Source organism: Fulvimarina pelagi HTCC2506 (assembly GCF_000153705.1).
In the GTDB taxonomy this organism is placed as follows: domain Bacteria; phylum Pseudomonadota; class Alphaproteobacteria; order Rhizobiales; family Rhizobiaceae; genus Fulvimarina; species Fulvimarina pelagi.
The window spans coordinates 2,643,389-2,665,473 of sequence record NZ_DS022272.1; the positions used below are offsets into that span (position 1 = coordinate 2,643,389).

23 protein-coding genes are annotated in these 22,085 nt (G+C 61.6%); 13 read left to right on the forward strand and 10 right to left on the reverse strand.

From position 1 onward, the window contains the following. Nucleotides 1–26 precede the first annotated feature (26 nt). Both FP2506_RS12420 and FP2506_RS12425 read right to left on the reverse strand, forming a co-directional pair. Nucleotides 27–1,145: a molybdopterin-binding domain-containing protein gene (locus FP2506_RS12420; RefSeq protein WP_007067853.1), complete on the reverse strand. Its 1,119-nt coding sequence runs from the start codon at nucleotides 1,143–1,145 to the stop codon at nucleotides 27–29. A 126-nt stretch (nucleotides 1,146–1,271) separates the two neighbouring features. Then, nucleotides 1,272–1,646, reverse strand: coding sequence for a 4a-hydroxytetrahydrobiopterin dehydratase (locus tag FP2506_RS12425; protein WP_007067854.1), 375 nt, complete (start codon nucleotides 1,644–1,646; stop codon nucleotides 1,272–1,274). 71 nt (nucleotides 1,647–1,717) lie between these two features. On the opposite strand from FP2506_RS12425, the gene FP2506_RS12430 reads away from it, so the two are divergent. From FP2506_RS12430 to fae, 7 genes are all read left to right on the forward strand, one after another. Further along, a complete protein-coding gene (locus FP2506_RS12430) occupies nucleotides 1,718–2,719 on the forward strand; it encodes a beta-ribofuranosylaminobenzene 5'-phosphate synthase family protein (protein ID WP_007067855.1) in 1,002 nt (333 codons plus the stop codon). Between the two features lie 121 nt (nucleotides 2,720–2,840). After that, nucleotides 2,841–3,740: an NAD(P)-dependent methylenetetrahydromethanopterin dehydrogenase gene (locus FP2506_RS12435; protein ID WP_007067857.1), complete on the forward strand. Its 900-nt coding sequence runs from the start codon at nucleotides 2,841–2,843 to the stop codon at nucleotides 3,738–3,740. 14 nt (nucleotides 3,741–3,754) lie between these two features. Continuing rightward, nucleotides 3,755–4,963 carry an ATP-grasp domain-containing protein gene (locus FP2506_RS12440; protein WP_007067858.1) on the forward strand — a complete coding sequence of 403 codons (1,209 nt, stop codon included), beginning with the start codon at nucleotides 3,755–3,757 and terminating at the stop codon, nucleotides 4,961–4,963. A 64-nt stretch (nucleotides 4,964–5,027) separates the two neighbouring features. Next, entirely contained in the window at nucleotides 5,028–6,002 is a 975-nt protein-coding gene (gene mch / locus FP2506_RS12445) for a methenyltetrahydromethanopterin cyclohydrolase (RefSeq protein ID WP_040489129.1), read from the forward strand. A gap of 8 nt (nucleotides 6,003–6,010) precedes the next feature. Beyond that, nucleotides 6,011–6,946, forward strand: coding sequence for a RimK family alpha-L-glutamate ligase (locus FP2506_RS12450; RefSeq protein WP_007067860.1), 936 nt, complete (start codon nucleotides 6,011–6,013; stop codon nucleotides 6,944–6,946). Beyond that, the gene (locus FP2506_RS12455; protein ID WP_007067861.1) at nucleotides 6,943–7,848 is read left to right on the forward strand and encodes a triphosphoribosyl-dephospho-CoA synthase; all 906 of its coding nucleotides are present in this window, start codon (nucleotides 6,943–6,945) and stop codon (nucleotides 7,846–7,848) included. The genes FP2506_RS12450 and FP2506_RS12455 overlap by 4 nt, the downstream gene beginning before the upstream one ends. Nucleotides 7,849–8,090: 242 nt before the next feature. Further along, a complete protein-coding gene (fae, locus tag FP2506_RS12460; protein ID WP_040489130.1) occupies nucleotides 8,091–8,600 on the forward strand; it encodes a formaldehyde-activating enzyme in 510 nt (169 codons plus the stop codon). Between the two features lie 167 nt (nucleotides 8,601–8,767). On the opposite strand, the gene FP2506_RS12465 is transcribed toward fae, so the two are convergent. Then, nucleotides 8,768–9,460 (reverse strand): HisA/HisF-related TIM barrel protein, encoded by a 693-nt coding sequence (locus FP2506_RS12465; RefSeq protein WP_187289048.1) that lies wholly within the window; start codon nucleotides 9,458–9,460, stop codon nucleotides 8,768–8,770. A gap of 76 nt (nucleotides 9,461–9,536) precedes the next feature. Here FP2506_RS12465 and FP2506_RS12470 point away from each other — a divergent pair, with 76 nt between their 5' ends. Then, nucleotides 9,537–10,571 carry a hydantoinase/oxoprolinase family protein gene (locus FP2506_RS12470; protein WP_040489865.1) on the forward strand — a complete coding sequence of 345 codons (1,035 nt, stop codon included), beginning with the start codon at nucleotides 9,537–9,539 and terminating at the stop codon, nucleotides 10,569–10,571. Between the two features lie 93 nt (nucleotides 10,572–10,664). Here FP2506_RS12470 and FP2506_RS18065 read toward each other — a convergent pair whose 3' ends face one another. From FP2506_RS18065 to FP2506_RS12485, 3 genes are read right to left on the reverse strand one after another with little or no spacing between them, the layout of a single operon-like run. Next, on the reverse strand, nucleotides 10,665–11,234 hold the full coding sequence (locus tag FP2506_RS18065) for a TadE/TadG family type IV pilus assembly protein (protein ID WP_050765080.1): 570 nt from the start codon (nucleotides 11,232–11,234) through the stop codon (nucleotides 10,665–10,667). Then, nucleotides 11,218–11,742: a TadE/TadG family type IV pilus assembly protein gene (locus tag FP2506_RS18765; protein ID WP_007067866.1), complete on the reverse strand. Its 525-nt coding sequence runs from the start codon at nucleotides 11,740–11,742 to the stop codon at nucleotides 11,218–11,220. The genes FP2506_RS18065 and FP2506_RS18765 overlap by 17 nt, the downstream gene beginning before the upstream one ends. Next, the gene (locus tag FP2506_RS12485; RefSeq protein WP_040489131.1) at nucleotides 11,739–13,169 is read right to left on the reverse strand and encodes a pilus assembly protein TadG-related protein; all 1,431 of its coding nucleotides are present in this window, start codon (nucleotides 13,167–13,169) and stop codon (nucleotides 11,739–11,741) included. The genes FP2506_RS18765 and FP2506_RS12485 overlap by 4 nt, the downstream gene beginning before the upstream one ends. Before the next feature lie 493 nt (nucleotides 13,170–13,662). On the opposite strand from FP2506_RS12485, the gene FP2506_RS12490 reads away from it, so the two are divergent. Continuing rightward, a complete protein-coding gene (locus FP2506_RS12490) occupies nucleotides 13,663–14,541 on the forward strand; it encodes an NAD(P)-dependent oxidoreductase (RefSeq protein WP_007067868.1) in 879 nt (292 codons plus the stop codon). Here the strand turns inward: FP2506_RS12490 and FP2506_RS12495 are convergent, their stop codons facing one another. Beyond that, nucleotides 14,542–14,925, reverse strand: a complete 384-nt coding sequence (locus tag FP2506_RS12495; RefSeq protein WP_187289049.1) for a response regulator — start codon at nucleotides 14,923–14,925, stop codon at nucleotides 14,542–14,544. 111 nt (nucleotides 14,926–15,036) lie between these two features. Further along, nucleotides 15,037–15,663 carry a histidine phosphotransferase family protein gene (locus FP2506_RS12500; RefSeq protein WP_040489132.1) on the reverse strand — a complete coding sequence of 209 codons (627 nt, stop codon included), beginning with the start codon at nucleotides 15,661–15,663 and terminating at the stop codon, nucleotides 15,037–15,039. 282 nt (nucleotides 15,664–15,945) lie between these two features. Here FP2506_RS12500 and FP2506_RS12505 point away from each other — a divergent pair, with 282 nt between their 5' ends. Both FP2506_RS12505 and FP2506_RS18075 read left to right on the forward strand, forming a co-directional pair. Beyond that, a complete protein-coding gene (locus FP2506_RS12505) occupies nucleotides 15,946–16,683 on the forward strand; it encodes a DUF1134 domain-containing protein (protein ID WP_007067871.1) in 738 nt (245 codons plus the stop codon). 185 nt (nucleotides 16,684–16,868) lie between these two features. Next, nucleotides 16,869–18,002: a coiled-coil domain-containing protein gene (locus FP2506_RS18075; protein ID WP_007067872.1), complete on the forward strand. Its 1,134-nt coding sequence runs from the start codon at nucleotides 16,869–16,871 to the stop codon at nucleotides 18,000–18,002. 73 nt (nucleotides 18,003–18,075) lie between these two features. Here the strand turns inward: FP2506_RS18075 and FP2506_RS12515 are convergent, their stop codons facing one another. Further along, nucleotides 18,076–19,743, reverse strand: coding sequence for an AMP-binding protein (locus FP2506_RS12515; protein WP_007067873.1), 1,668 nt, complete (start codon nucleotides 19,741–19,743; stop codon nucleotides 18,076–18,078). A 110-nt stretch (nucleotides 19,744–19,853) separates the two neighbouring features. Between FP2506_RS12515 and FP2506_RS12520 the strand changes: the two genes are divergently transcribed. Together FP2506_RS12520 and FP2506_RS12525 are read left to right on the forward strand one after the other, a co-directional pair. Beyond that, the gene (locus tag FP2506_RS12520; RefSeq protein WP_007067874.1) at nucleotides 19,854–20,732 is read left to right on the forward strand and encodes an alpha/beta fold hydrolase; all 879 of its coding nucleotides are present in this window, start codon (nucleotides 19,854–19,856) and stop codon (nucleotides 20,730–20,732) included. A 137-nt stretch (nucleotides 20,733–20,869) separates the two neighbouring features. Continuing rightward, nucleotides 20,870–21,628, forward strand: coding sequence for a sulfite exporter TauE/SafE family protein (locus tag FP2506_RS12525; protein WP_040489134.1), 759 nt, complete (start codon nucleotides 20,870–20,872; stop codon nucleotides 21,626–21,628). 115 nt (nucleotides 21,629–21,743) lie between these two features. Here the strand turns inward: FP2506_RS12525 and FP2506_RS18420 are convergent, their stop codons facing one another. Then, nucleotides 21,744–21,920: a YdcH family protein gene (locus FP2506_RS18420; protein ID WP_007067876.1), complete on the reverse strand. Its 177-nt coding sequence runs from the start codon at nucleotides 21,918–21,920 to the stop codon at nucleotides 21,744–21,746. Nucleotides 21,921–22,085: the final 165 nt, after the last annotated feature.

Sequence of the window (22,085 nt, forward strand, 5' to 3'; positions counted from 1 at the left end):
TGCCTTTCCGTCCCGCCGCAGAGAAATCATGCGCGGGCCTCGTCGTTCGAATGATGCGCCTTGCCGAGTTGGTCGGCGATCGCGGAGAGAATGTCGGCGGCGTTGGTCGCCATGCCGTGATGCTCGGCCGGCGTCGACACGAAGCTGCCGAAGCGCGGTTCGTGGTGGACCATGGGATGATCGACGCCCGGCCGTCCGATCTTGAAGATCACCCGAGCGCCTTCACCCGCGGGCTCCTCGGCAGTGCTCAAAAGGATCGTCGGCACATCCGCAACGTCGAGAGCGGTCTCGTCATAGGACAGCATGATCCTCGCATCGCTTTCTCCCGAGGAGATCAGCCATGCGCCGTCGTTCAGCATCATGTCGTGCTCCGGATCGCCGCGCCCGAACGCCGTGCGCAGCGGAAACCCCGTCACCCAGATCGCGCCTTCGGCCGCGCCATAGACGCTCCCCGCCGTGAGCGGAAGTGCGGAAGCCCGAGTCTCCGCATTTAGATCGGACACGAGTCCTGCGACGCTTTCTATGGAGATCGCGTCGAGTTCGGTTGCATCGAAGACGATTGCGGCAAACGCCGCATCCTTCAGCCAGCCCGCAAGCGCCCGCGCGGCGCCCTCCTCGAACGGCCCGTCGCCGAACGGCTTGCCGCCGAGCCCGGCGCGCAGGACGCCGATCGCATCGCCGAGCTGATCGGCCGGGCAGCCGACCGTACGAACATGTCCCTTGACCTCCGAGAACCGCCCCGGCTCGTCCGGCCCCAGAAGCACGATCTCCCGTTGCCCGCCCTTAGCCTTTGCGCCGAGATCCGGATCAACCGCAAAAATCTGCTCGAAAACCGCTTCGCTTCCGGCAAACGGATCGGCGCCGACCACCAGCACCCGGTCGGCCCGTCGCCGCACCTCGCCCGGCGAAATGCGGATGATGCCGTTGTCGCGCAGCGCCTCGATCAACGGCGCGACCCTGCCGAGATCGGAGTGATCCAGAACCCCGCCGCTGAAACCGGCCACCCGCGCCGCTTCGCGCAATGCGGAGATGTCGTCGAATCGGCCGGTCACGAGCGGCAGCCGGCTCATCGAAAGCAGCTTCGCCGCCTCGCGGATCGCCTCGCCGGACGAGACCGGCTGGCCGTCGATCCATGCAGTCGTCACGTCTCAATCACTTTCTGTGCCCGTGTGGGGAACTATCACGTCCACAGCCTGCGACAAGCCGTCCGTTCCCCGGAAAGCTCTCCGGGCAAGAAGCGCTGCTGCACGATGTTCGCCAGCGGACCGTAATCAGCTCGACTTTCCGTATTTGATATACGCAAAGCGCGGATCGTCGGGTGTACCTTGCAACGGACCGTCCTCTTTGCCGGGCTGCCACATGATCATCTGCTCGATCATTTTGGCGAGGGCGAAATCGGAATCGGTAATACCCTTGGCGGCGTGGTTCATCAGCCGGACTTCCACCCAGGCGTAAGACGCGGTGATGTCCGGATGGTGGAAAGCCGCCTCGGCAAGGTGCCCGACGGCATTGATCACCATCAGGGTGCCCTTCCAGCCCTGCGTCTTGTAGGTACGACGAATCCAGCCGTCCTCGAGGCGCCATGTCGGTAATTCGCTCTTCAGGCGGTCTTCGACTTCCGCGTCGGAATAGGTCTTGGCGGCCATCTCTTTCTCCCTTGTCCGATCGGTTCGGCACTCAATAATAGGCGGTGCGCTCCACGAAGTCAGGATCGAATTTGCCAGATCACGTCGTCCACGTTTCCGCCCCCGCTCGCCTGCATCTGGGTTTTCTCGATCCGGGGGCAAATTTCGGGCGGCGATTCGGCGGAATCGGCCTTGCGATCGACGGTCCGGCTACCTCGCTCTCGATCGCGCGCGCCGATGAAACTACAGTCGCGGGCCCTGAACACGATCGGGCTCGGACCTATCTCGAAACGCTGGTCCGCCATCTCGGTCTGGAAGCGAACCACCGCATCCAGATCGACACCGTCATCCCGAGCCATTCCGGCCTCGGCTCCGGCACCCAGCTCGCCCTTGCCATCGCCACGGCGCTCAGGACCCTCGAAGGCCTGCCTCTCGATGTCGTGGGCGACGCGGCTATCCTCGGACGCGGCCAGCGTTCAGGTCTAGGCGCCGCCTTCGTGACCCGCGGCGGACTCGCCGTCGACGGCGGCAAGGGCGACAGCGAGGCGCCGCCGCCCCTTGTGGCGCATTTCAACTTTCCGGAGGACTGGCGAGTCATCCTTGTCTTCCAGGACGATCTCTCCGGCATCCACGGCAAGGCTGAGCTCGAGGCCTTCGCGACGCTCCCCGAATTCCCGAAGGATGCGGCAGGGGAAGTCTCGGCATTGACCCTGATGAACGTGCTCCCAGGCCTCGCAGAACGCGATATCGTCAGTTTCGGCCACGGCCTCACACGCATACAGGAGATTGTCGGCTCTCACTTCGCGCCAGCCCAAGGCGGCGTCTTCACCAGCGCGCGCGTCGCGGCCACAATGCAGGCTCTCGCATCGAACGGAGCCCACGGCATCGGCCAGAGTTCCTGGGGCCCGACCGGTTTCGCCTTCGCCTCCTCAGAGACCGAGGCCCGTCAGATCGTCGAAAAGGCCCGCGCCGCGTCCGATCCCACTGGCCTGACGATCACCATCGCAAAGGGCCGGAACAGGGGTGCGGTGATCGAGACCCGGCATGCAGAGAACCGACGCGGGCTATCACTCGCCCGTGCCGCAGGGCGATGAATACGGCCGGAAAGCGCTTTTCTACCCGATCGGGCTCTTCGCCGCGCCGGCGAATCGATGCTAGGAGCACCATCACATCCAAAGGGCGCCGCCGGAACAGAGAAGCGAACGGAATACGGACATGCCAAAGAACATCCTGCATATGCTGACGCCGCACAAGCATGTGAGCCCCTTCGACGTGAACCAGGCACTCGATGCCGGCTATGATTCGGTCACGCCTTACGAGAACGTCGAGCTCGACGAAGTCAGCGATCTCGTCCAGGATGTCATCTTCTCGCGCCCGCCCGATCACGGCGTGAACTCGGCGATGTTCTTCGGCGGTGACGACGCCGTTCTCGCCCTCGATATGATCGATGCGGCCAAAGGCGCGCTCGTGCCGCCCTTCACCTGCAACCTCATGGCCGATCCGGCCGGCTCCTTCACAACGGCGGCGGCCATGGTCGCCAAGGTCGAAAAGGCGTTGAAGGAGAAGAAGGGCGTTCAGCTGAAGGACACCACCATCGCCGTCTTCGGCGCGACCGGCGTCGTCGGTTACTGCGCCGCCGTCATCGCCGCATCGGAAGGCGCAAAGGTCAAGATCGTCGGCTATAGCGGCGTCGACCGCGTCAAGAAGCGCGCCGACGAGATGAAGGAGCGCTTCGGCGTCGACGTCGAGCCGGTCGACGGCTCCTCCGACGAGAAGAACTCGCAGATCATCTCCGACGTCGAGGTCATCCTCTCCGCCGCCAAGGCTGGCATTCAGGTGCTCAGCAAGGAGCAGATCACGAAGGCGCCGAAGCTCCTCGTCGCCGCCGACGTCAACGCCGTGCCGCCGGTCGGCCTCGAAGGCATCGACGTCATGGACGACACCGTGAAGATCGACGGCTGCGAGGCTTTCGGTATCGGTGCCCTCGCCACCGGCGTCTTCAAGTCGAAGACCGAATACGGTCTGCTACGCCAGATGATCGAGGCCGAGGAAGGTCAGGTTCTCGACTTCCGCCACGCCTTCGAACTTGCCCGCAAGCTGGTTGACGAGGGCTGAACCCCTTGAACGACATGGAAGAGACGGACCCGCGCCCGACGATCCTGTGCGCGGCGTTCTCAGCGCGCCAGATCGCCGAGAGCGCCCGCCTGTCGGGTTATGACGCGCTGGCGGTCGATTTCTTCGCCGATCTCGACCTCAATGCGGCCGCCAAACGTGCGGAGCTCGTCGCCGGCCACTATCCGGACGGCTTCACCGACGAAGATCTCCTCGCCGCGCTCGACCGGCTGGCCGAGGGCGAGGAGCCCATCGGATTCGTCTACGGCGCCGGCTTCGAGGATCGCCCTCAGCTTCTGCAGATGATCGCCAATCGCTGGCCGCTTCTCGGAACGAACGCTGCGGCCGTCTCGCGGCTGAAGGACCCGCTCTGGTTCGCGCAGGTCTGCGACCGCACCGGCGTCCTCTTCCCCGAGATCGCCCTTTACGCGCCTCCGGAAGACGAAGGCTGGCTTTCGAAACAGGTCGGCGGCTGCGGCGGCAATCACATCCAGTGGTCGTCCGCGCAGCGTCCGCTCGGCGGCGGAATGGCCCGGCGCTACGCCCAGCGCTTCGTGCGCGGCACCCGCTACTCCCTCGCGGCCCTCGCCTCCCGCGGCGAGATCCGCTCGCTCGGCTTCTCGCGCCAATGGGTCGATGCGAGCGAGAACGAACCCTTCCGCTATGGCGGCGCCGTCGGGCCGCTTGATCCGCCGCAGGCCGTCGCCCAGACCATGCGCGACGATCTCCGCCGCATTGTCCGCTCGGCCTACGAGAGCGGCACCGCGCTCACCGGCCTCCTCAGCGCCGATTTCATCGTCGCCGGCAAGTTTGTCTATTGCCTCGAAATCAACGCCCGTTTCGGCGCCACCGTCGACATCTTCGACCAGCCGGACGCTCCGCTCCTGAAACTCCATCTCGATGCCTGCGCCGGCATCCTGCCGAAGGATCTGCCGCCCTATCCGGACGCCTATCGCGCATCAGGCCTCGCCTGGGCCGATGCACCGCTGTCTTTCGACGAAAGCTTAGTCTGGCCGGACTGGACGCGCGATCGCTCGTCCCTGCCCCACAGCGTCGAAGCCGGCGAGCCGATTGCGACGGTCTATGCCGAAGGCGAAACGGAAGCGGACGCCGAAGCGCTGTTTCACAGGCGCTGCGCGACGCTGCGTTTGGGCGAAGGGCAAGCGGAAACGGGCATGCCCCCACAAGCCGCCGGCTCTTCGATGTTAGCGGCAGAGGCCCAATAAAATAAAAGCCGTGCTCGAATCCGGAACACGGGGGGCATCGACCACAATCGGTCGGGAGGAAAAAATGACGACGGAACAGAGAAACATATCGGTCAACAGGGGTGTCCTGCCCCTCATCCAGACCCTGAAAGACAACGCCGCCGAACTGCGCGTGAAGGTGACCACCGGCGCGGCCGGCGAGACCATCATCGATGCCGGCTCGGCCACTCCCGGCTCCTTCGAGGCCGGACGGCTTTTGACGGAAGTCTGTCTCGGCGGCTTGGGTCAGGTCCGGCTCGACGTCGGCTCCTATCTCGGCCGCTGGCCGTTCACCCTCACCGTCTCCACCTCCCAGCCCGTCATCGCCTGCCTCGGCAGCCAGTATGCCGGCTGGCAGCTCACCCATGGCGAGGGCGACAGCGCCTATTTCTCCATGGGCTCGGGCCCCGGCCGTGCCATGGCCGGCAAGGAGCACGTTTTCGAGGACATCGCCTATTCCGACAGCGCCGACGAGGCCGTCTTCGTCCTCGAGACCGACACCGCACCGCCGGAAGAGTTGGTCCGGCAGATTGCCAAGGACTGCGGCGTCGCGCCCGACAAGCTCACCTTCGCCATCACGCCCACCACGTCCCTTGCCGGCGCGATCCAGATCGTCGGCCGCGTCGTCGAGGTCGCGATCCACAAGGCGCACGAGTTGAAGTTCGATCTTACGCGCATCGTCGAGGGCATCGGTACCGCCCCCCTCGCCCCGCCGCACCCCGATTTCATCACCGCCATGGGCCGCACCAACGACGCCGTCATCTACGGCGGCCGCATCCTGCTCTACGTCACCGGCCCGGCGAGCGAAGCCAAGGATCTCGCGGAAAAGCTGCCCAGTTCCACCGCAGCCGACTACGGGAAGCCCTTCGCGGAGATCTTCAAGGAGTACGAAGGCGACTTCTACAAGATCGACCCGATGCTCTTCTCCCCCGCAGAGGTGCAAGTCGTCGCCCTCGAATCCGGCGAAACCTTCCGCGGCGGCGCCATTGATCCGAAGCTTGTCGACGCTTCGTTCGATTGACCATACGGATGACCGCTCTTCGCATCCTCGTCGTCACCGCAAACATCGACCGTCATGCGCGGCAGATGAAGGCGGCGTTCGAGGCGTGCGGCGCGAGTGCGTCCTTCGCCAAGCTCGCCGACATCGCATTCGACACGGGCTCGCCCTCCGGCTTCAACATCCCAGGCTTTGAGGACGACCTGCCCGACGCCGTCTGCGTGCGGACCATGGATGGCGGCACGTTCGAGGGCGTGACGCGCCGCCTCGGCATTCTCCACGCACTCGAAGGCCTCGGCGTTCCCGTCTCGAACTCGGCCCGCGCCATCGAATTCTGCGTGGACAAAGCCGCGACGAGCTTTCGCCTCAAGGCCGCCGGTCTGCCGAGCCCGCGCTCCTACTGCGTCGAGAGGCGAGAGCAGGCGCTTGAAGCGATCGAGACGACATCCGGCCCCCTCGTCCTCAAGCCTCTCTTCGGCAGCCAGGGAAAGGGCCTCAAGCTGCTGCGCGCGCCGGCCGACCTGCCCCCGGAGGAGGAGATTGCCGGCGGCGTCTATTACCTCCAGGAATTCGCCGGTAAGGCCGTCGGTACCCGCTGGACCGACTTCCGAATCCTCGTCTCGAACGGCAGGGCGATCGCCGGCATGCGCCGCGAGGCGGCGAACTGGATCACCAATATAAAGCAGGGCGCGATCGCGCTTCCCATGGAGCCAGACGAAGTCATGAGTTCCCTTGCTGTCGCGGCGGCGAAAGCCGTCGAGGCGGACTTCTGCGGCGTCGATCTGCTGCGCGACGCGGACGGCGCGATCCAGCTCATCGAAGTAAATTCCATGCCCGCCTGGACCGGCCTTTCCAGCGTCGTCCCGCTCGACATCGCACGCATCCGCGCCGAGGACCTTCTCTCGCGCCTGGGTGACAGCCAGAAAGTGCCGGAAGACGCCGGCATCGCGCTTCCCCGCGCGGTATGAGCGGGTTCGAAACATCCGCTGCGGTCGAAGCGTCCTTCCTCGCGGCCTGCCGCGCCGAACTCGCTGCGATCAAACCCGGCAACGTCCACATTCATGCCCCCGGCCACGCCATGGACGCCGCCACCTTCGAGTGCGCCGCCCTTGCCGCAGCGCCGATCATCGCCGATCCAGCACGTCCGATCGGCAGGCGCATCCTCGATGCCACCCGCGCTAGCTTCGGCGCTGCCGGCTGCAACGCCAATCTTGGCATCGTCCTTCTGACAGCCCCTCTTGCCCGCGCCTTCGAAACCAGCCCCGACCCGAGCCCAGAAGCGCTCCGGGAAGCCCTAGCTTCCGTCCTCGCCGGCTTCACCCCGCAGGACGCTGCCGACGTCTTCGCCGCCATTGCCCACGCCAGCCCCGGCGGGCTTGGCGAAGACGACACACACGATGTCCGCATGGCGCCCACGATCCCGCTGCTCGAAGCCATGCGCCTCTCCGCCGACAAAGACCTTATCGCCCGGCAATACGTCACTGGTTTCGCCGACATCTTCGAGATCGGCCTTCCAGCGCTTCAGAACACTTCCGCACCGATCTGCGATCATCCTGCCCTCGGCCCCGCCTTCGCCATCTATCTCACCTACGCTACCCGGTTCCCGGACTCTCATATCGGCCGCAAGTTCGGAGAAGCGCGGGCCGAAGCGGTCCGCGAGCGATTCGCGGCCTTCGCCGCACCAATCCCGGCCACCGCCGACACTGACTCCGTCGCCGCCGACGCGTTCCGTTTCGATGCCGAACTGAAGGCCGAGGGTGTGAATCCAGGCACTTCCGCTGACCTCACGGTTGCGACACTCTTCGTAATTGACCTTTTGCAACCCGCTTTTTTCCCGCATCACTTGCGGAACCGCCCCCGCGATGATTGACTGCGCGCCGTCGAGGTCCATGTGACAACGACGCTATCCGGCTAACCGGTCTCGTTGAGGGATGCCGCCAACAAGGGTAGCCGTGAGGATGGATTGCGTCGCGCAATCCATCGGCCGGGAGGACGATGGCCGATACGGCTTGTTGAGGCAGGTGAGGAGGCTATCTCATGTCCCGGAAACAGACATTTTCGAGGTCCAACTGGAACGCAACCGGTGGGGCCGCACAACAGGAGGAATTGCTCATGGCAACCATCAATAAGGTCATGGTCGGCGAGTCGCTCGTCGGCGACGGGAACGAAGTCGCACATATCGACCTCATCATCGGCCCGCGCGGTTCGGCTGCCGAGTCGGCGTTCTGCCACTCGCTCACGAACAACAAGGACGGCTTCACGACGCTGCTCGCGGTCGTCGCACCGAACCTGCCCTGCAAGCCGAACACGGTGATGTTCAACAAGGTCACCATCAAGGGCGCCAAGCAGGCCGTCCAGATGTTCGGTCCGGCCCAGACCGCCGTCGCGCGCGCCGTCGCCGACTCGGTCGAAAAGGGCATCATCCCAGCCGACGAAGCCGACGACCTCTACATCTGCGTCGGCGTCTTCATCCACTGGGAAGCCGAGGACGACGCCAAGATCCGCGACTACAACTACCAGGCCACGATGGAATCCATCGAGCGCGCCATCAAGGGCACGCCGACCGCCCAGGAAGTCGTATCCAAGAAGGGTTCGGCCGAGCATCCGTTCGCCGGTTCTTAGACAAGAGACCATCCCGGGGGAGAGGAAGAATCGGCGATGTCCGGTGGACTTCTCCGGCGATTGGCCGCCAAATTCGGTTTCCAGTAGACCGAGCGCCGCTCTCGCGGACGCGAGCATAGAAGAGAAAGGGGCCGCAAGGCTCCTTTTTCATGTGCACTCCCTATCCCTTATGGTGCGACCTGCCCCAGCCGCCTATTGTGGAGCGCACTTGCCACAAGCGCCCCAGCAACGCCCATCGCCGCCAGTGCATCGAGATCGGTTCTGCCCCTGACACCCCCTGCCGCATGAACCCGCCGCGTTCCGGCCCGCGCCACGATCTCCTCCAGCCGCTGAAAATCCGGCCCGCCGCTTGAGCCTACCGCCGCAAGCGACATCACCACCACGTCCGCTGGCCAGAGCTCCGCACCTTCTAGAAGCGCCGGCGAGCCCCGATATCCCTCAGCCCCGAAGTCGAGGGAGAGTACCGCCGGGCCATCCATCCGTGCTAGCGCCTCCGTCTCGTCCAAAGTCTCCGTCCCGAAAACCGGCACGATGCGCCCCGCTCCGAGCGCAACCGCCGCGATCAGCGCTTCCGCCGCATCGATCGTCTGAAACCCCGCATCCACCCAGAAGCGTAGATCAGGGAACGCCTCCCCCAGCGCCTGCAGCACCGGCACCTGTGCTTCACCGCCCATGATCGCGTCTAGGTCGGCAACATACATCACGTCCGTACCCGTCGCACCGATCAGCCCCCGCGCCACCGCCACCGGTTCAGCCCCGTCCGCTAGTGGCGTTTCGATAGGCCGATAGCTCTCGCGCCGACCGCCCTCGCCCCGCACGACCAGCCCGTTCATTAGGTCGAGCACTGGGATCAACTGCATGGCGGGTTCGCTCCCTGTCATTCGCCGCGCACAATGCTATGACGCGCTCCAGTTCGAATCGCGATCGGGGCATTGGATGGCACGGGCATTGGGTTGGGATATCGGCGGCGCGCACCTGAAGGCGGCACTCGCCGAGGACGACCGCGTAGTCAAGGTCTGGCAAAAAGTAACGCCGATCTGGAAGGATTTCGAAAGTCTCGAAGCTGCCGTAGACCTCATCGACGAGGAGGCCGGGCCCGTCGACCGCCACGCCATCACGATGACGGGCGAGGTCGCAGATGTCTTTACCTCGCGGCGCCAGGGCGTCGAGAAAATCGCCCGCGTGATGGGCGAGCGCCTCTCCGGCGATATCCGGCTTTACGGCGGTGCGGCCGGCTTCCTCTCACTCGGCGATGCCCGCTCCAACGTCTTCGACATCGCCTCGGCTAACTGGCATGCCAGCGCCCAACACGCCGCCAGGCACATCGAGGAAGCCCTCTTCATGGACATGGGTTCGACGACGACCGATCTCGTCCCGATTGCTGATGGTAAGGTCCATGCATCGAAAGGCCATACGGATCGCGATCGCCTCGCTTCAGGCGAACTCGTCTATCAGGGCTATACCCGCACGGCCCTGATGGCGGTTGCCCGTGAAGTGCCCTTCGTCGGCCGCACGATCCCAGTCATGAACGAGTTCTTCGCCACCATGGCCGACGTCCAGCGCGTCATCGGCACGCTGGACGAGGCCGACGACCTGCACGCTGCTGCCGACAGCGGCGATAAAAGCCTTGAAGGCTCGCGTCGTCGCATTGCGCGGATGATCGGCATGGACACAGCGGATGCGAGGGACGGCGCCTGGGAATGGCTCGCCCACGCCTTCGCCGAAGCCCAGGTCCGCGCAATCCACGATGCCGCACTGAAAGTGCTCTCGCGCGAGGAGATCACTGACGAAGCGCCGCTCGTCGTCGCCGGCGCCGGCCGCCCTGTCCTGAAGCGCCTGGCCTCACGGCTGGACCGCGGCGTCGTCGACTTCTCCGACCTTATCGACTGCCCCTCCGATCTGCGCGATGCAATCGGGAGAGCTGCGCCGGCTAGTGCCTTGAGCGTGCTGGCAAACGAAGCCGACAGCTGAGACTTTGTTCGGGATGGTATAGGCGAAACGAAAACTTACTGCTGATCGAACATTCCATGTCGTTGCTCAAACGGGCGCATCTGAGCGCTGAGCCTACTCAGCCTGACAATCGTCGCACTCCTGCGTCGAACCATTACGGACACTATGGTAAGTTTCTGTATGCAGTTTCACGGGGGGAAACGCCGAAAGCGATAACGTTGGACTGAAATCGTAAGAAACCTGCACCTGTATGACTGTCGCGCGGTCTTTCGACATCATTTGATCTGGTATGGATATCTTCGAAGCTCTGCCGTGAGAAGCTTCCCCTTCATACCATTTGAGAACCGGGTCGGAGCCTTTTCCGATGTCGAACGCCGCCGAGGAGATTTTTGCGCGGTCGCCGTCCAACGGGAGAAGCAGGTCGTCAAGGACGCTCATGATGTCGCCGACACTCGATTTCGTGAGCGACTCTTCGCGAGAGATAAGGTCTCCGACCGACGCTGCAGCATTATTCAGGCGCGCTTTGATGGAAACCGCGTGAATGGCATCAGCCGCGGAGATCGCGAGGAGTATCAACACGGGAAAGATCAGTGCAAACTCTATCCCGGCCGCGCCTCGATCATCTCGCCTGATCCCCGTCTTGCGATCCCACTTCATGGGCAGAAAATCATTCGAACGGCTCATTTCGAAAGATCTTCGCAGTTGCGAGATAAAAGACTTCATCACTCCCTCTCCGACTTGACTCGAAAATAAATGAGAATAGCGGGCTATAGGAATAGATGATCCGGACGGCGATTATATCGCTTGCTTCACCCAAATCGATGCTTGGTCTAAAGCTCTCTATCACTTGTCGGGTGATGGGAGGATGGTCAGTTACATCACTAAATTCTTCGTAGCTTCGTACATCAATTATAAGTTTATCGCAGTCAACTACACCGAAGTAACGAGAACAAATCTCATGCCGAAACTTTCTGGCGTCGGCTTCCGTTGATAATTGACCGACACGTATGGCGCGCGAAGCATCTTCAACGGCTCTGTTCAATAGAACGTTTCCGACGTTCAGGAGTGCAATCTCGAAGAAGAAGAAGATCGCGGCGAACAGTGGCAACGCAACAAGCGAAAACTCGATAGCAGCGACACCATCGTTCTGCTTGATCAGACCACACAAGCCGGAACAAAGAGGCCGCTTCACTGGATCAGCCTGATCTGCGTGAGGCCATCCGCTATTCGGCCGAACGCTGAATGTAGCTCTTCAGGCGAAGTCGCATCGAAATAATGTTCGCCGTCAGTGGCGCACTCTTTAAGCAAGTCCAATGCCGATGAGGAATTCACCATGAACCCGACGGTGAATATTTCGATCCCGGATCTTTTGATGTTGTTGCAGATAGAGATCGTATCCCGATCAGATTGAGCGACCTCAGTACCGGATCGCGCATTGCGATGACGCCCATCGGAGGAGTTGAAGACCATGGTGTTTGCACCGTCGGTCATCAGAACCAGGGCTTTGCGGGGTAGCTTGTTATTGGGGTCGTATGCCTGCTCTTCGAAAGGAGCGGGCGGCGACAGGACGTTGAGGCCCCATATCAAACCGGCAGGTATGAAAGTAGACGGTCGATAGCCGCCGCCCCCGTACGAAAGATTAGAAATCGACGTTTTAACATCTGCTTCGCGAGTGCTCAGAGAGAGAAGGGGGCCAGGGCATTCCCGGCTGGTTCCAAGAAACCCAGGATAACGGATGTCCGGCCGTGCGTCCGTCAACCGGTAGTCGCCGACTGTTCGCGAAGCTACGCAGCCATACCAGTCGTATGTTCGACTGCTTCCCCCACCGGTACAGTACTCGTAGGGGGCGACCTGAACTGTTTCTGAGGAAGTGCAACCGCCACCACATGTCGTCGACTCGCTAACGCCATCGACCGTTCTGGTGCATTGATAGGTGGGAGCATATGACGTGCACTGAGTTCGCGTTGTCCGTGTTTCGCAACGGCGTTCGCTTGGCGTTGTCGAGTAGGACGGCGGTACGTCGAGCCAGCTTTGATTTCGGTGCTGCGTGCCGACATTGACGTAATCGGCGTACGGAACAACGGCGACTCTTGTTTTGCCGTCTTCAGTAAAGATGGTGTCCACCAGTTTTGCGGCCGCACCTTTCAGACTATCCAATCGAGATTTGCCGCTGCTATCTTTCTCCGACATCGACCAAGTTGTATCCAGAACCAATGCTACTTCGATTTCGCCCCGCGCTTCGCGCGCTGTCTTGGTTGCTCGCTGCGCAGTCAGATTTTTGATACCTGCAAGACCTAGGAAGAATGGAGTGATCTCTGCCGTCGCATGCAGACTGACGTCCTTCTCGGTGACGTCCAACTTCTTTAAAGCAATTCGAGAGTCTTTCGTCGTGATGTTAGACTTGATTAGCTGCAGAACATCTTCTTCGCCAGGAATTGCATCGGACGGCGCTTTTGCGATGTGCAGCGCTGCTATATCGATGGCTTCCTGTAGATCCGTCGCCAAGGAAGATTGGCGGCCGACGTCAACCGTCCCCCCCACCGCCAAGAGCATGGGCAGGATCGCGAGTGCCACAACAATGCTTGTGTTTCCTCGATTATCTCGGAAAACTTTTCCCATAATCCCAGCATTCCTCCACAAGCGCCGGGACCAACGATAAAAGACCCATATTAACAAGATGCTAGGAGGCTCGGCCGGGTGAAGCGGTTCTCGGGCAGCCGATCACCGTTCTTTTCGTCGAACATTGCCTTAAGGGCAGCATTCTTGACGTGAACGCGGGGACCAGACCCTGACGGGAGGAGCTTCAGGGTCAGGCGCAGCAATATGTGGTGCATTCTGCGCGGAGTGCGCCGGGATACAAGCGACCAACACCCTATTCTCCATAACGGAGTCTCTAACGCTCCGCTGAACCGGTCAGAACGGCGCCCAAGCTATGCAAGCGGCTTCGCAAGCTGCAGGACAACGCCCGAAGAAGGATCAGCGCACCACTTGGGGGCGCGATCCGACCGTGACATTCTCATGACCGAAGCCCGCCTCCGATCGAAATGACGGCGTTGAAAGCCGCTTGGCTTTTCATATCTGCCCGTCTTCTCGGAACAGTGAGGAGGCGATCATGGCGAAGACGGCGTTCATCGGGCTCGGAGTCATGGGGTACCCGATGGCGGGTCACCTCAAGAACAAAGGCGGCCACGACGTCACGGTCTGGAACCGCACGGGCTCGAAGGCCGAGAAATGGGCGGGCGAATATGGCGGCGCCCATGCCAAAACGCCTGGTGAGGCGGCAAAAGGTGCCGAATTCGTCTTTATGTGCGTCGGCAACGACGACGACGTCCGCTCGGTCGTTTACGGCGACGATGGCGTCCTTGCCGGTATGGAGAGCGGAGCGACCCTCATCGACAACACGACCGCCTCGGCCGAACTCGCCCGCGAACTGGCCGAAGCCTGCGGGAAAAAGGGGGTCAGGTTCATCGACGCACCGGTGTCGGGCGGCCAGGCGGGCGCAGAGAACGGCCAACTCACGGTCATGTGCGGCGGCGATCAGGCGGCCTTCGACGCGGCGAAACCCGTCATCGAGTGCTATGCGAAGATGGTCGGCCTGATGGGCACGTCCGGCTCGGGCCAAATCACAAAGATGATGAATCAGATCTGCATTGCAGGCCTCGTCCAGGGCTTGTCGGAAGCAATCGCCTTCGGCCAGAATTCAGGCATGGACATCGAGAAAGTCATCTCGGTCATCTCGAAGGGTGCAGCCGGTTCCTGGCAGATGGAAAACCGCTGGAAGACCATGAACGATGACCATTACGACCATGGCTTTGCCATCGAGTGGATGCGCAAGGATCTCGGCATGTGTCTTGCCGAGGCAAAGCGCAACGGCTCGCAGCTTCCGGTGACCGCATTGGTCGATCAGTTCTATTCGGAGGTCGAAGCAATGGGTGGCAAGCGCTGGGATACCTCGGCTCTGCTCGCGCGGCTGCGCAAACCGGCAAAGTAATCAGGCAGCGAGTTCAGCGGCGCGTACGTGGATTTGCAACGTCTCGCTGAACGACTCAGCGTCGAACGGCTTCATCAGGATGCCGTTCGCTCCCGCCCGCCGGAACCGCATCAGCGCCCCGATATTTCGTTCGACAATGGCGATCAGAATTACGGGGTTCTTGCCGCCGCGCTCCTCGCGGATCGCCCTGACGAGCGTCGGCAAATCGCCACGTTCGCCGGTCGAGGACAGGATCGCCAAATCGGGAACGCCGTCTTGGACGATGCGCGCTTCAGCCTCCTCGAGGGTCTCTGCGAGACAGACCTCGTAGCCGGCCTTTGCGAGGATCCGCTCGGCAATCTTCCGGACGATCGGCATCTCATCGAACAACAAACAACGCGGCATCGATCGAGGCTCCCCTGAACGAGCGCGCCGCAACGGAACCGCGCGCATGGCCTGAGAGATCGACTTTAGCTTAAGGAAGCTTGCCAAAAGGTATGTACGGACCGCAATAATCTAGCCAATCTGGAAGGTAACCCTGCCCTCTTCGATCACGTGGGAAACCGAGAGTCCCGCTTCATTTGCGCAGAACAGCATGTAGTAGGGCTGAATCGTCTGGGCGTTGATCGCCTCACCGTTATAGGTCCCTTCGATCAGCGCGATTGTATCAGGCTGGATGCGAATGCGCTGAGCCTTGGCTGTGACGGTCGCGCGGCCGGGATCGGTGGCTTCGATCGCTACCGTCACTTCTCCGCCGCGGCTGATGCTCGAGGTCGCGAGAACAATGAGGTTGAGAACTGCTTTCGCAAAGTTCTTGGGTGCGTAGCCCGGCTCGCCAGTCCAGACGAGATCGGGCTTCTCGTGCGCCATATAACCTTCGGCTGTCGTCTTGGCATCGTTAAGATCGATGGCCGCCGTCTGCGAGCCGGACGCGCCATAGGCCATCCGGGCGAATTGCAGCTTGCCGACGGCCGCTTTGCAGGAATTACGCACAAGGCCCATGGACTCCGCATCGTCAGGCATGTCGTCGAGGAGTTCGAGACCGCTCTGGACGCCGAAGACCGGAGAAATGATGTCGTGACAGATCTTGCTGGCGAGAAGCGCCGCGAGATCGGCCGGCGCGAGTTCTGGCAATTTGTTCATCAGGCGGTCCTCGTATCGGTTTGGCGCGACTCTTTCAGCCACATGATCGCAACGCGCTGGGCCCATGTCCGCATCCCGCCTTACCGATGCTGTGGCTCGACCGAGGAAGCGAAGTGAAGGTCAGTCTCACCGTGGCATCCCCTTTGAGACTTGCGCCAGCCTGATTCCACCCTCGCAGGCAGCGTTAGCGATTTCGAAAGCTTAACGCTCTTTAATGACTGGGATGAATGCTCGCCTACGCGCGAACACCGCGCCCATTCGATCGAAGGGGGTCGACTACCCATGTCATCTGCACGTTTCTTCACCGCAGCAGCCCTGATCACGCTTGCAATGTCTACATTCCTGCTCTTCTCGCCCGGCGCGGCTCAGGCACAATACGCCACTCCCGCGCAGGGGGGATACACGGGCCAGCCGGGCTATGCGGCACAACCCGGCTATTCCGATCCCGCGGGTTCCTACGCGACGCAGAATGGCTACGGTCAACAGGGGTACGGCAATCAGCAATCCTACCCGGCACCTCGCCAGACTGCATCGTCAAACGGCTATACATTCGACGAGGTTCTGCGGTCCGGCCACCAATTCTTTGGGGCGACGTCCGGTGGGCTCGCACAGCTGATGCAGCAAGCGATCCAGAGCTACGGTCTGCCGAACGGCTACATCCTCGGTGAAGAAGCATCCGGCGCCTTCATCGGGGGCGTGCGCTTCGGCGAAGGCACGCTCTATACGAAGAACGCCGGAAATCATCGCATCTTCTGGCAGGGTCCCTCGATCGGCCTCGATGCCGGGGCGGACGGGGCCCGCACCATGATGCTCGTCTACGACCTGCCATCGGTTCAGGCGATCTACGGGCGTTATGGCGGAGTTACCGGTACGGCCTACCTTGTCGGTGGTTTCGCCATGACCGGGCTGAAGCGAGGCGACGTCATGATAGTCCCGATCAAGACCGGCGTCGGCGCACGCCTCGGGGTCAATGTCGGCTATCTCAAGATGACGCCGGCACCCACATGGAACCCCTTCTGATTGCGTGAGCATTAGGGTTCGACGCCCTTTCTCGATCGCAATCGACATACCGCTCGCGTGATCCTGAAGATCGCATTCGCGCAACATCCGACGGTTTTCCGCGTCCCTCATCCGTTTTGGGGGGCGTATTCCAAAGGAATGCGACCTATCTTGATTGAACTTCATTCAGGACTTTGCTCGCGCCTATGATTACCGCTGCCCTGACATTCGCCTTCGGGTTTCTGCTCGCGCTGCTTTGCGCTCTGCTGATCGCGCCTCTCGTCTGGAAGCGGGCGCGTTCGATTGCCAAGCAGGAATTCGAGGCTACGATTCCGGCTAACGCTCGCGAGATACAGGGTACCTACGACCTGCTTCGCGCCCAGACGGCCTTCGAAGCCCGGCAGCGCGAGATCGCCTCTGAGGAGCGTGAGCGCCGGGCCGCCCTAGAACGTGCCGATGCGGGGCGCGTGGCGAGCGAGAATGCCGAGCTCAAGGCGCGCACGAAGGCGCTCACCAAGCAGGTTTCCCAACAATTGAGCGAGTTGGAGGAGGTCAATGCCGCCCTTTCCAAGCGTGAGGCGGAGGCAGACGAAGTCGACAGCGAATTGCGTGAGGTTCATCACGATCTGAGGGTCCGGATTGAAGAGTTCGAGGATCTCGGACGCCGCTTCGAGGAGATGACCGACATCGCCGACGAGCGGAAGGTGCAGATCATCACGCTTGAAACCCGCAATGACGAGCTCGCCGACGAGCTTCGCGTCCTGGAGCGGCGCGCCCGCGAAAACGGCAACGCTGTCGACAGGCTGTCCCACGAAGTTGACGGGCTGCGCGCCCAGCTCGGCAAGGAGCGCGCGAGCAATCAGCGGCTTGAGGCGAAGGTAACGAGACTGACCGGCCAGCTTTCGGACCGCGACGACCAGCTCGAACGCATCTTCTCGCGGGGCGGAGGCGAGCGGGGAACCGTGGCGAGCCGCGCGCTCAATGCGGAAGAGCGCGCTGAATATCGCTTGAGGCGTTCGGCCGAAGTCGAGGACGGGGACGAAAATGTCAGCCTCGCGTCTGCGGCGGCCTTTGAAGAGACTACCGGCACGGAACCGCAGCATTTCTTCGATCTCAAGTCGCTCGAAATGATCGACGACCCCGCAAAACTGCGCGAAGAGGTTGCCAATATCGCCGCTCGGATCATCGATGAGACCGCCCGGCAGGAGGGGCCTTCCTCACCGATCGAAACGATCCTGGCTACAGCAACGGACGATGCGGACGAGCCTGACCGCTACAAGAGCCTGGCTGACCGCGTCAGGGCCATCCGGCGCGAGAGCGCGCAAGAGGCAGCTCAGTAGGCCAGTTCGGCACCGAAGCTCCAGAAACACCGAATAGTTGACGGTTCGGAAAGGCCTTTGCCCTCCAGAGCTGTCAATCCCGCAATTCGCGGCGCAGCACCTTTCCGACATTCGTCTTCGGCAGTTCGTCGCGGAACTCTACGATACGCGGACGCTTGTAGCCGGTGAGATTCTCTCGGCAATAGGCCTTTACGGCCGCCTCATCGATCGAGGAATCGTCGCGGACCACCACAAGCTTGACGGCCTCGCCGGAATTCTCGTCCGGGGTCGCAACGGCCGCCGCTTCGATAATGCCCGGCATCGACGCTACGATGTCCTCAATCTCGTTTGGGTAAACGTTGAAGCCCGAAACGTTGATCATGTCCTTCTTGCGATCCACGATCCGGAACCAGCCGTTCTCGTCCATCACGCCGATATCGCCGGTCCGGAAAAATCCATCTTCAGTCATGACTTTCGCGGTCTCGTCCGGCCGCTCCCAGTAGCCCACCATCACCTGTGGTCCCTTGATCGCAATCTCGCCAGCCTCACCCACGCCGAGCTTCTCGCCGTCATCCGAGAGGATCGCCATTTCAGTTCCCGGCAGCGGCAAGCCGACCGTACCTGTATATTTCGTGCCGAGCGTGTGGTTCGCAGATGCGACCGGCGAGGTTTCCGAAAGGCCGTAACCCTCGCAGATCGAAGTGCCCGTGAGCTCTTCCCACAACTCGGCGGTCTTCTTCTGGACCGCCATTCCGCCGCCGACAGACAGGACGAGCGCGGACCAATCGACCGATTTGGCATCCTTATGGCGAGCGATCGCGCCGAAGAGAGTGTTGACCCCAGGGAAGCTGTGAAAAGTCTCGCCCTTCAATGCTTTCAAAAGAGCAGGAAGATCCCGTGGATTGGGAATGAGCAGGTTGGTCCCGCCCATGCGCATTGACAGCATCATGTTCACGGTAAAACCGAATATATGATAGAGCGGCAGCGCGCAGACCATCGTCATCGTGGTGCCCGGCTTGATCTGTGTGAGCGCCGGTCCGAACCAGAGTTCGACCTGAAGAACGTTGGCGATGACGTTGCCGTGGGTGAGAGCCGCCCCTTTCGAAACACCCGTGGTACCGCCGGTATACTGCAGCACTGCGATATCATCGAGATTGCCGGAGGTCGGCGTGAATTTCGCGGCCTTGCCCTTCTCCAGAGCCTCCCTGAAAGAGACCGCATCCGGAAGCTCGTAGGCCGGCACCATCTTCTTGATCTTGCGCACGACAAGATTTGTGATCAATCGCTTGATCGTCGGCTGCAGGTCGCCAATCGTTGTGACAATGACGTGCTTGAGCGACGTCTGCGATTTGCAGCTCGCAACGGTCTTCGCCATGTTTTCGAGGACCACGATCGCCTTGGCCCCGGAATCCTTCATCTGGTGCGTCAATTCCTTGACCGTGTAGAGCGGGTTCGTGTTCACCACGACGAGCCCAGCACGCAGCGCCCCTGCGACGGCGACCGGATAGGCCAGCACGTTCGGCATCATCAGGGCGATCCGATCGCCTTTCTTGAGGCCGATCGATTGGAGATAGGCCGCAAAACAGCGCGACCTCTCGTCGAGCTCGGCGAAGCTCATCTTCGAACCCATGAGGATGAACGCAGTGGTGTCCCCATGCTTTTTGAAAGCTTCGTCCAGAAGACTGGCGAGCGATCCGTAGCCGTGTTGCGGTAGATCGTGAGGTACACCCTCTTGATAGTGCTTTAGCCAGGGTGCGTTCATGACGTTTCCTCTTATGTTTGAACGCAGCCTAGCTGACCCATGTCCGGACGCAAGCGGCGTTCGACGCCTCGTGGAAACTATGGCTAGAAGTTGAAGTAAGGAGGCCGGGAATGACCGAGGAACAAACGGGGGATCAAGGTCGGATCGTTACCTACGAGCGAGACGGACTGACCCTCGCCATGCGGATCTTCGGACCGGCGGACGGCACAACGGCACCAGTCGTCTGCCTACCCGGGCTTACCCGCAACAGCCGCGACTTCATTGCTTTTGCAAATGCTATCCGAGAACTCGATCCGACACGGAGCGTCATCGCCTTCGACTATCGTGGGCGCGGGATGTCGGATGCGGCGCCAGAGGCGGCGGGCTACAACGCTGCCGAGGAAGCCAAGGATGTGCTCGAAGGACTCGATCGGCTGAAGGTGACGAAGGTGGATCTCGTCGGAACCTCGCGAGGTGTCATCGTTATTCACCTGATCGCCGCGATGGCTGTCGAACGCATTCGACGGATCGTTTTCAACGATGCGGGACCGCGTATCGAGGCAGATGGTCTCCTCTCCATCCGCGACTATCTTGGCGCCGCGAGGGCCCATGAAAGCCTGGCCAGGGCGACCGATGCAGTGGAGGCGCTGTTCAAGTCGACCTTCCCCGCGCTTGGACGCCGCGATTTCGAACGGCAGGCTTGGGCCATCAGTATCGAACGCAGCGGCGTCTGGGTCGTAGACTATGACCCGAAGCTTCTTCGGACCCTCGATGAACTGCGAGCAGGTAAACCGCTACCGGAACTCTGGGAACTGTTCGAGCTTCTTGCCGAAAAGCCGCTTCTCGTCCTGCGCGGCGAACATTCCGACATTCTTTCGACGGCGACTACGGACGAAATGGCGGCTCGTCATCCCAATTGCAAAGTCCATACCGTTGGAGGACAGGGCCATGCGCCGTTTCTCGAAACCGCAGGCCTGCCGCAGCTGATTCTGAATTTTCTGAGACTTTGAGTTGGCCTGGCAGGCGCTATGGCTGGGTCCATTGCCAAACGGGAATATGCTTCGTACCCTTCCCACGTTCGACACCTCGCCCCTCACCGTGATCAATGCTAGCGGGAGATCTCGATCGTCTTCACTCACCGCCTTGCATGATCACCGATCCCTGGTTCTACTGCGCCGCCATCCCGGCGGTTTTTCTTGTCGGCCTGTCCAAGGGAGGGTTCGGCGGGACTATGGCACTGGTCGGGGTGCCGATGATGGCGCTGGTGATCTCGCCCGTCGCGGCAGCCGGAATCTTGCTGCCGATCCTGATCCTGATGGATCTGATCGCGCTCTATGCCTGGCGGGGGACGTTCTCGAAGACCGTCCTTGCCGATATGCTGCCCGCCTCGGTTCTCGGGATAAGCCTCGGCTATCTGACCTCGGCCTATGCGCCGCCGGACGCGGTCAGCATCGTGGTCGGGCTTCTTTCACTTTGGTTCGTAACCAACTGGTTTCTCCACGCGCGCCACGCCATGACACCGGTGCCCGAGAACCGCAGACGCGCTTGGGCCTGGGGCGTAGGAGCGGGCTATGGGAGCTTCGTTGCCCATGCGGGTGGACCGACTTTCCAGATCTACGTGCTGCCGCTGCGGCTCGCGCCGCCTGTCTACGCGGGAACAGCCGTCGTTTTTTTCGCCGTGACGAACGTGGCGAAGCTGATCCCCTATTACGCGCTCGGTCAGTTCTCGTACGAAAACCTTGCTACCTCGCTGGCGCTGTTTCCAGTTGCACCGATCGCGACTTTTTGCGGCGTCTGGCTCGTCAAACGCCTCGAACCGGAGTTGTTCTACCGGATCGTCTACGGGCTTCTGGTACCGGTAGGGCTGAAGCTGATTTACGACGGGCTGACTGCGATTTCCGCCTGATATGTTGGCAGATCCACGAGAAGGAACCGGCAACGAAAAAGGCCGCGGCGCTAGCCACGGCCTCTCCTCGTTCGAATTCGATAAGATCCGGTTCCACACGGATCGAAGCGCGAGCCTATTGGGTCTTGCCGCGCAGCCGCTCGATCTGGTCCTTCAACTGAAGTTTCCTGAGCTTCATCTCCTTGATCTCCGCATCGCTCGTCGCAGGCTGTGTCGTCAACACCGCGACCAATTCGTTGTCGAGCGCCGAATGGCGCTGTTCAAGCTTGGCGATATGGTTTTCCAAGGACATCAGTATCTCCTTCCGTTGGGAGCCCGGCAGGCCTCACCCAACCGGGCAGAACAGGCGGAGCGTGTCACAAAACCGTCTTGCTGTCGAACCTTTCCAAGCGCGACAAGCAGGTTGGCTTAACGCCCGCTATCGGGAATGTTGGGGTTTTGCTAAACAGCCGCCAGA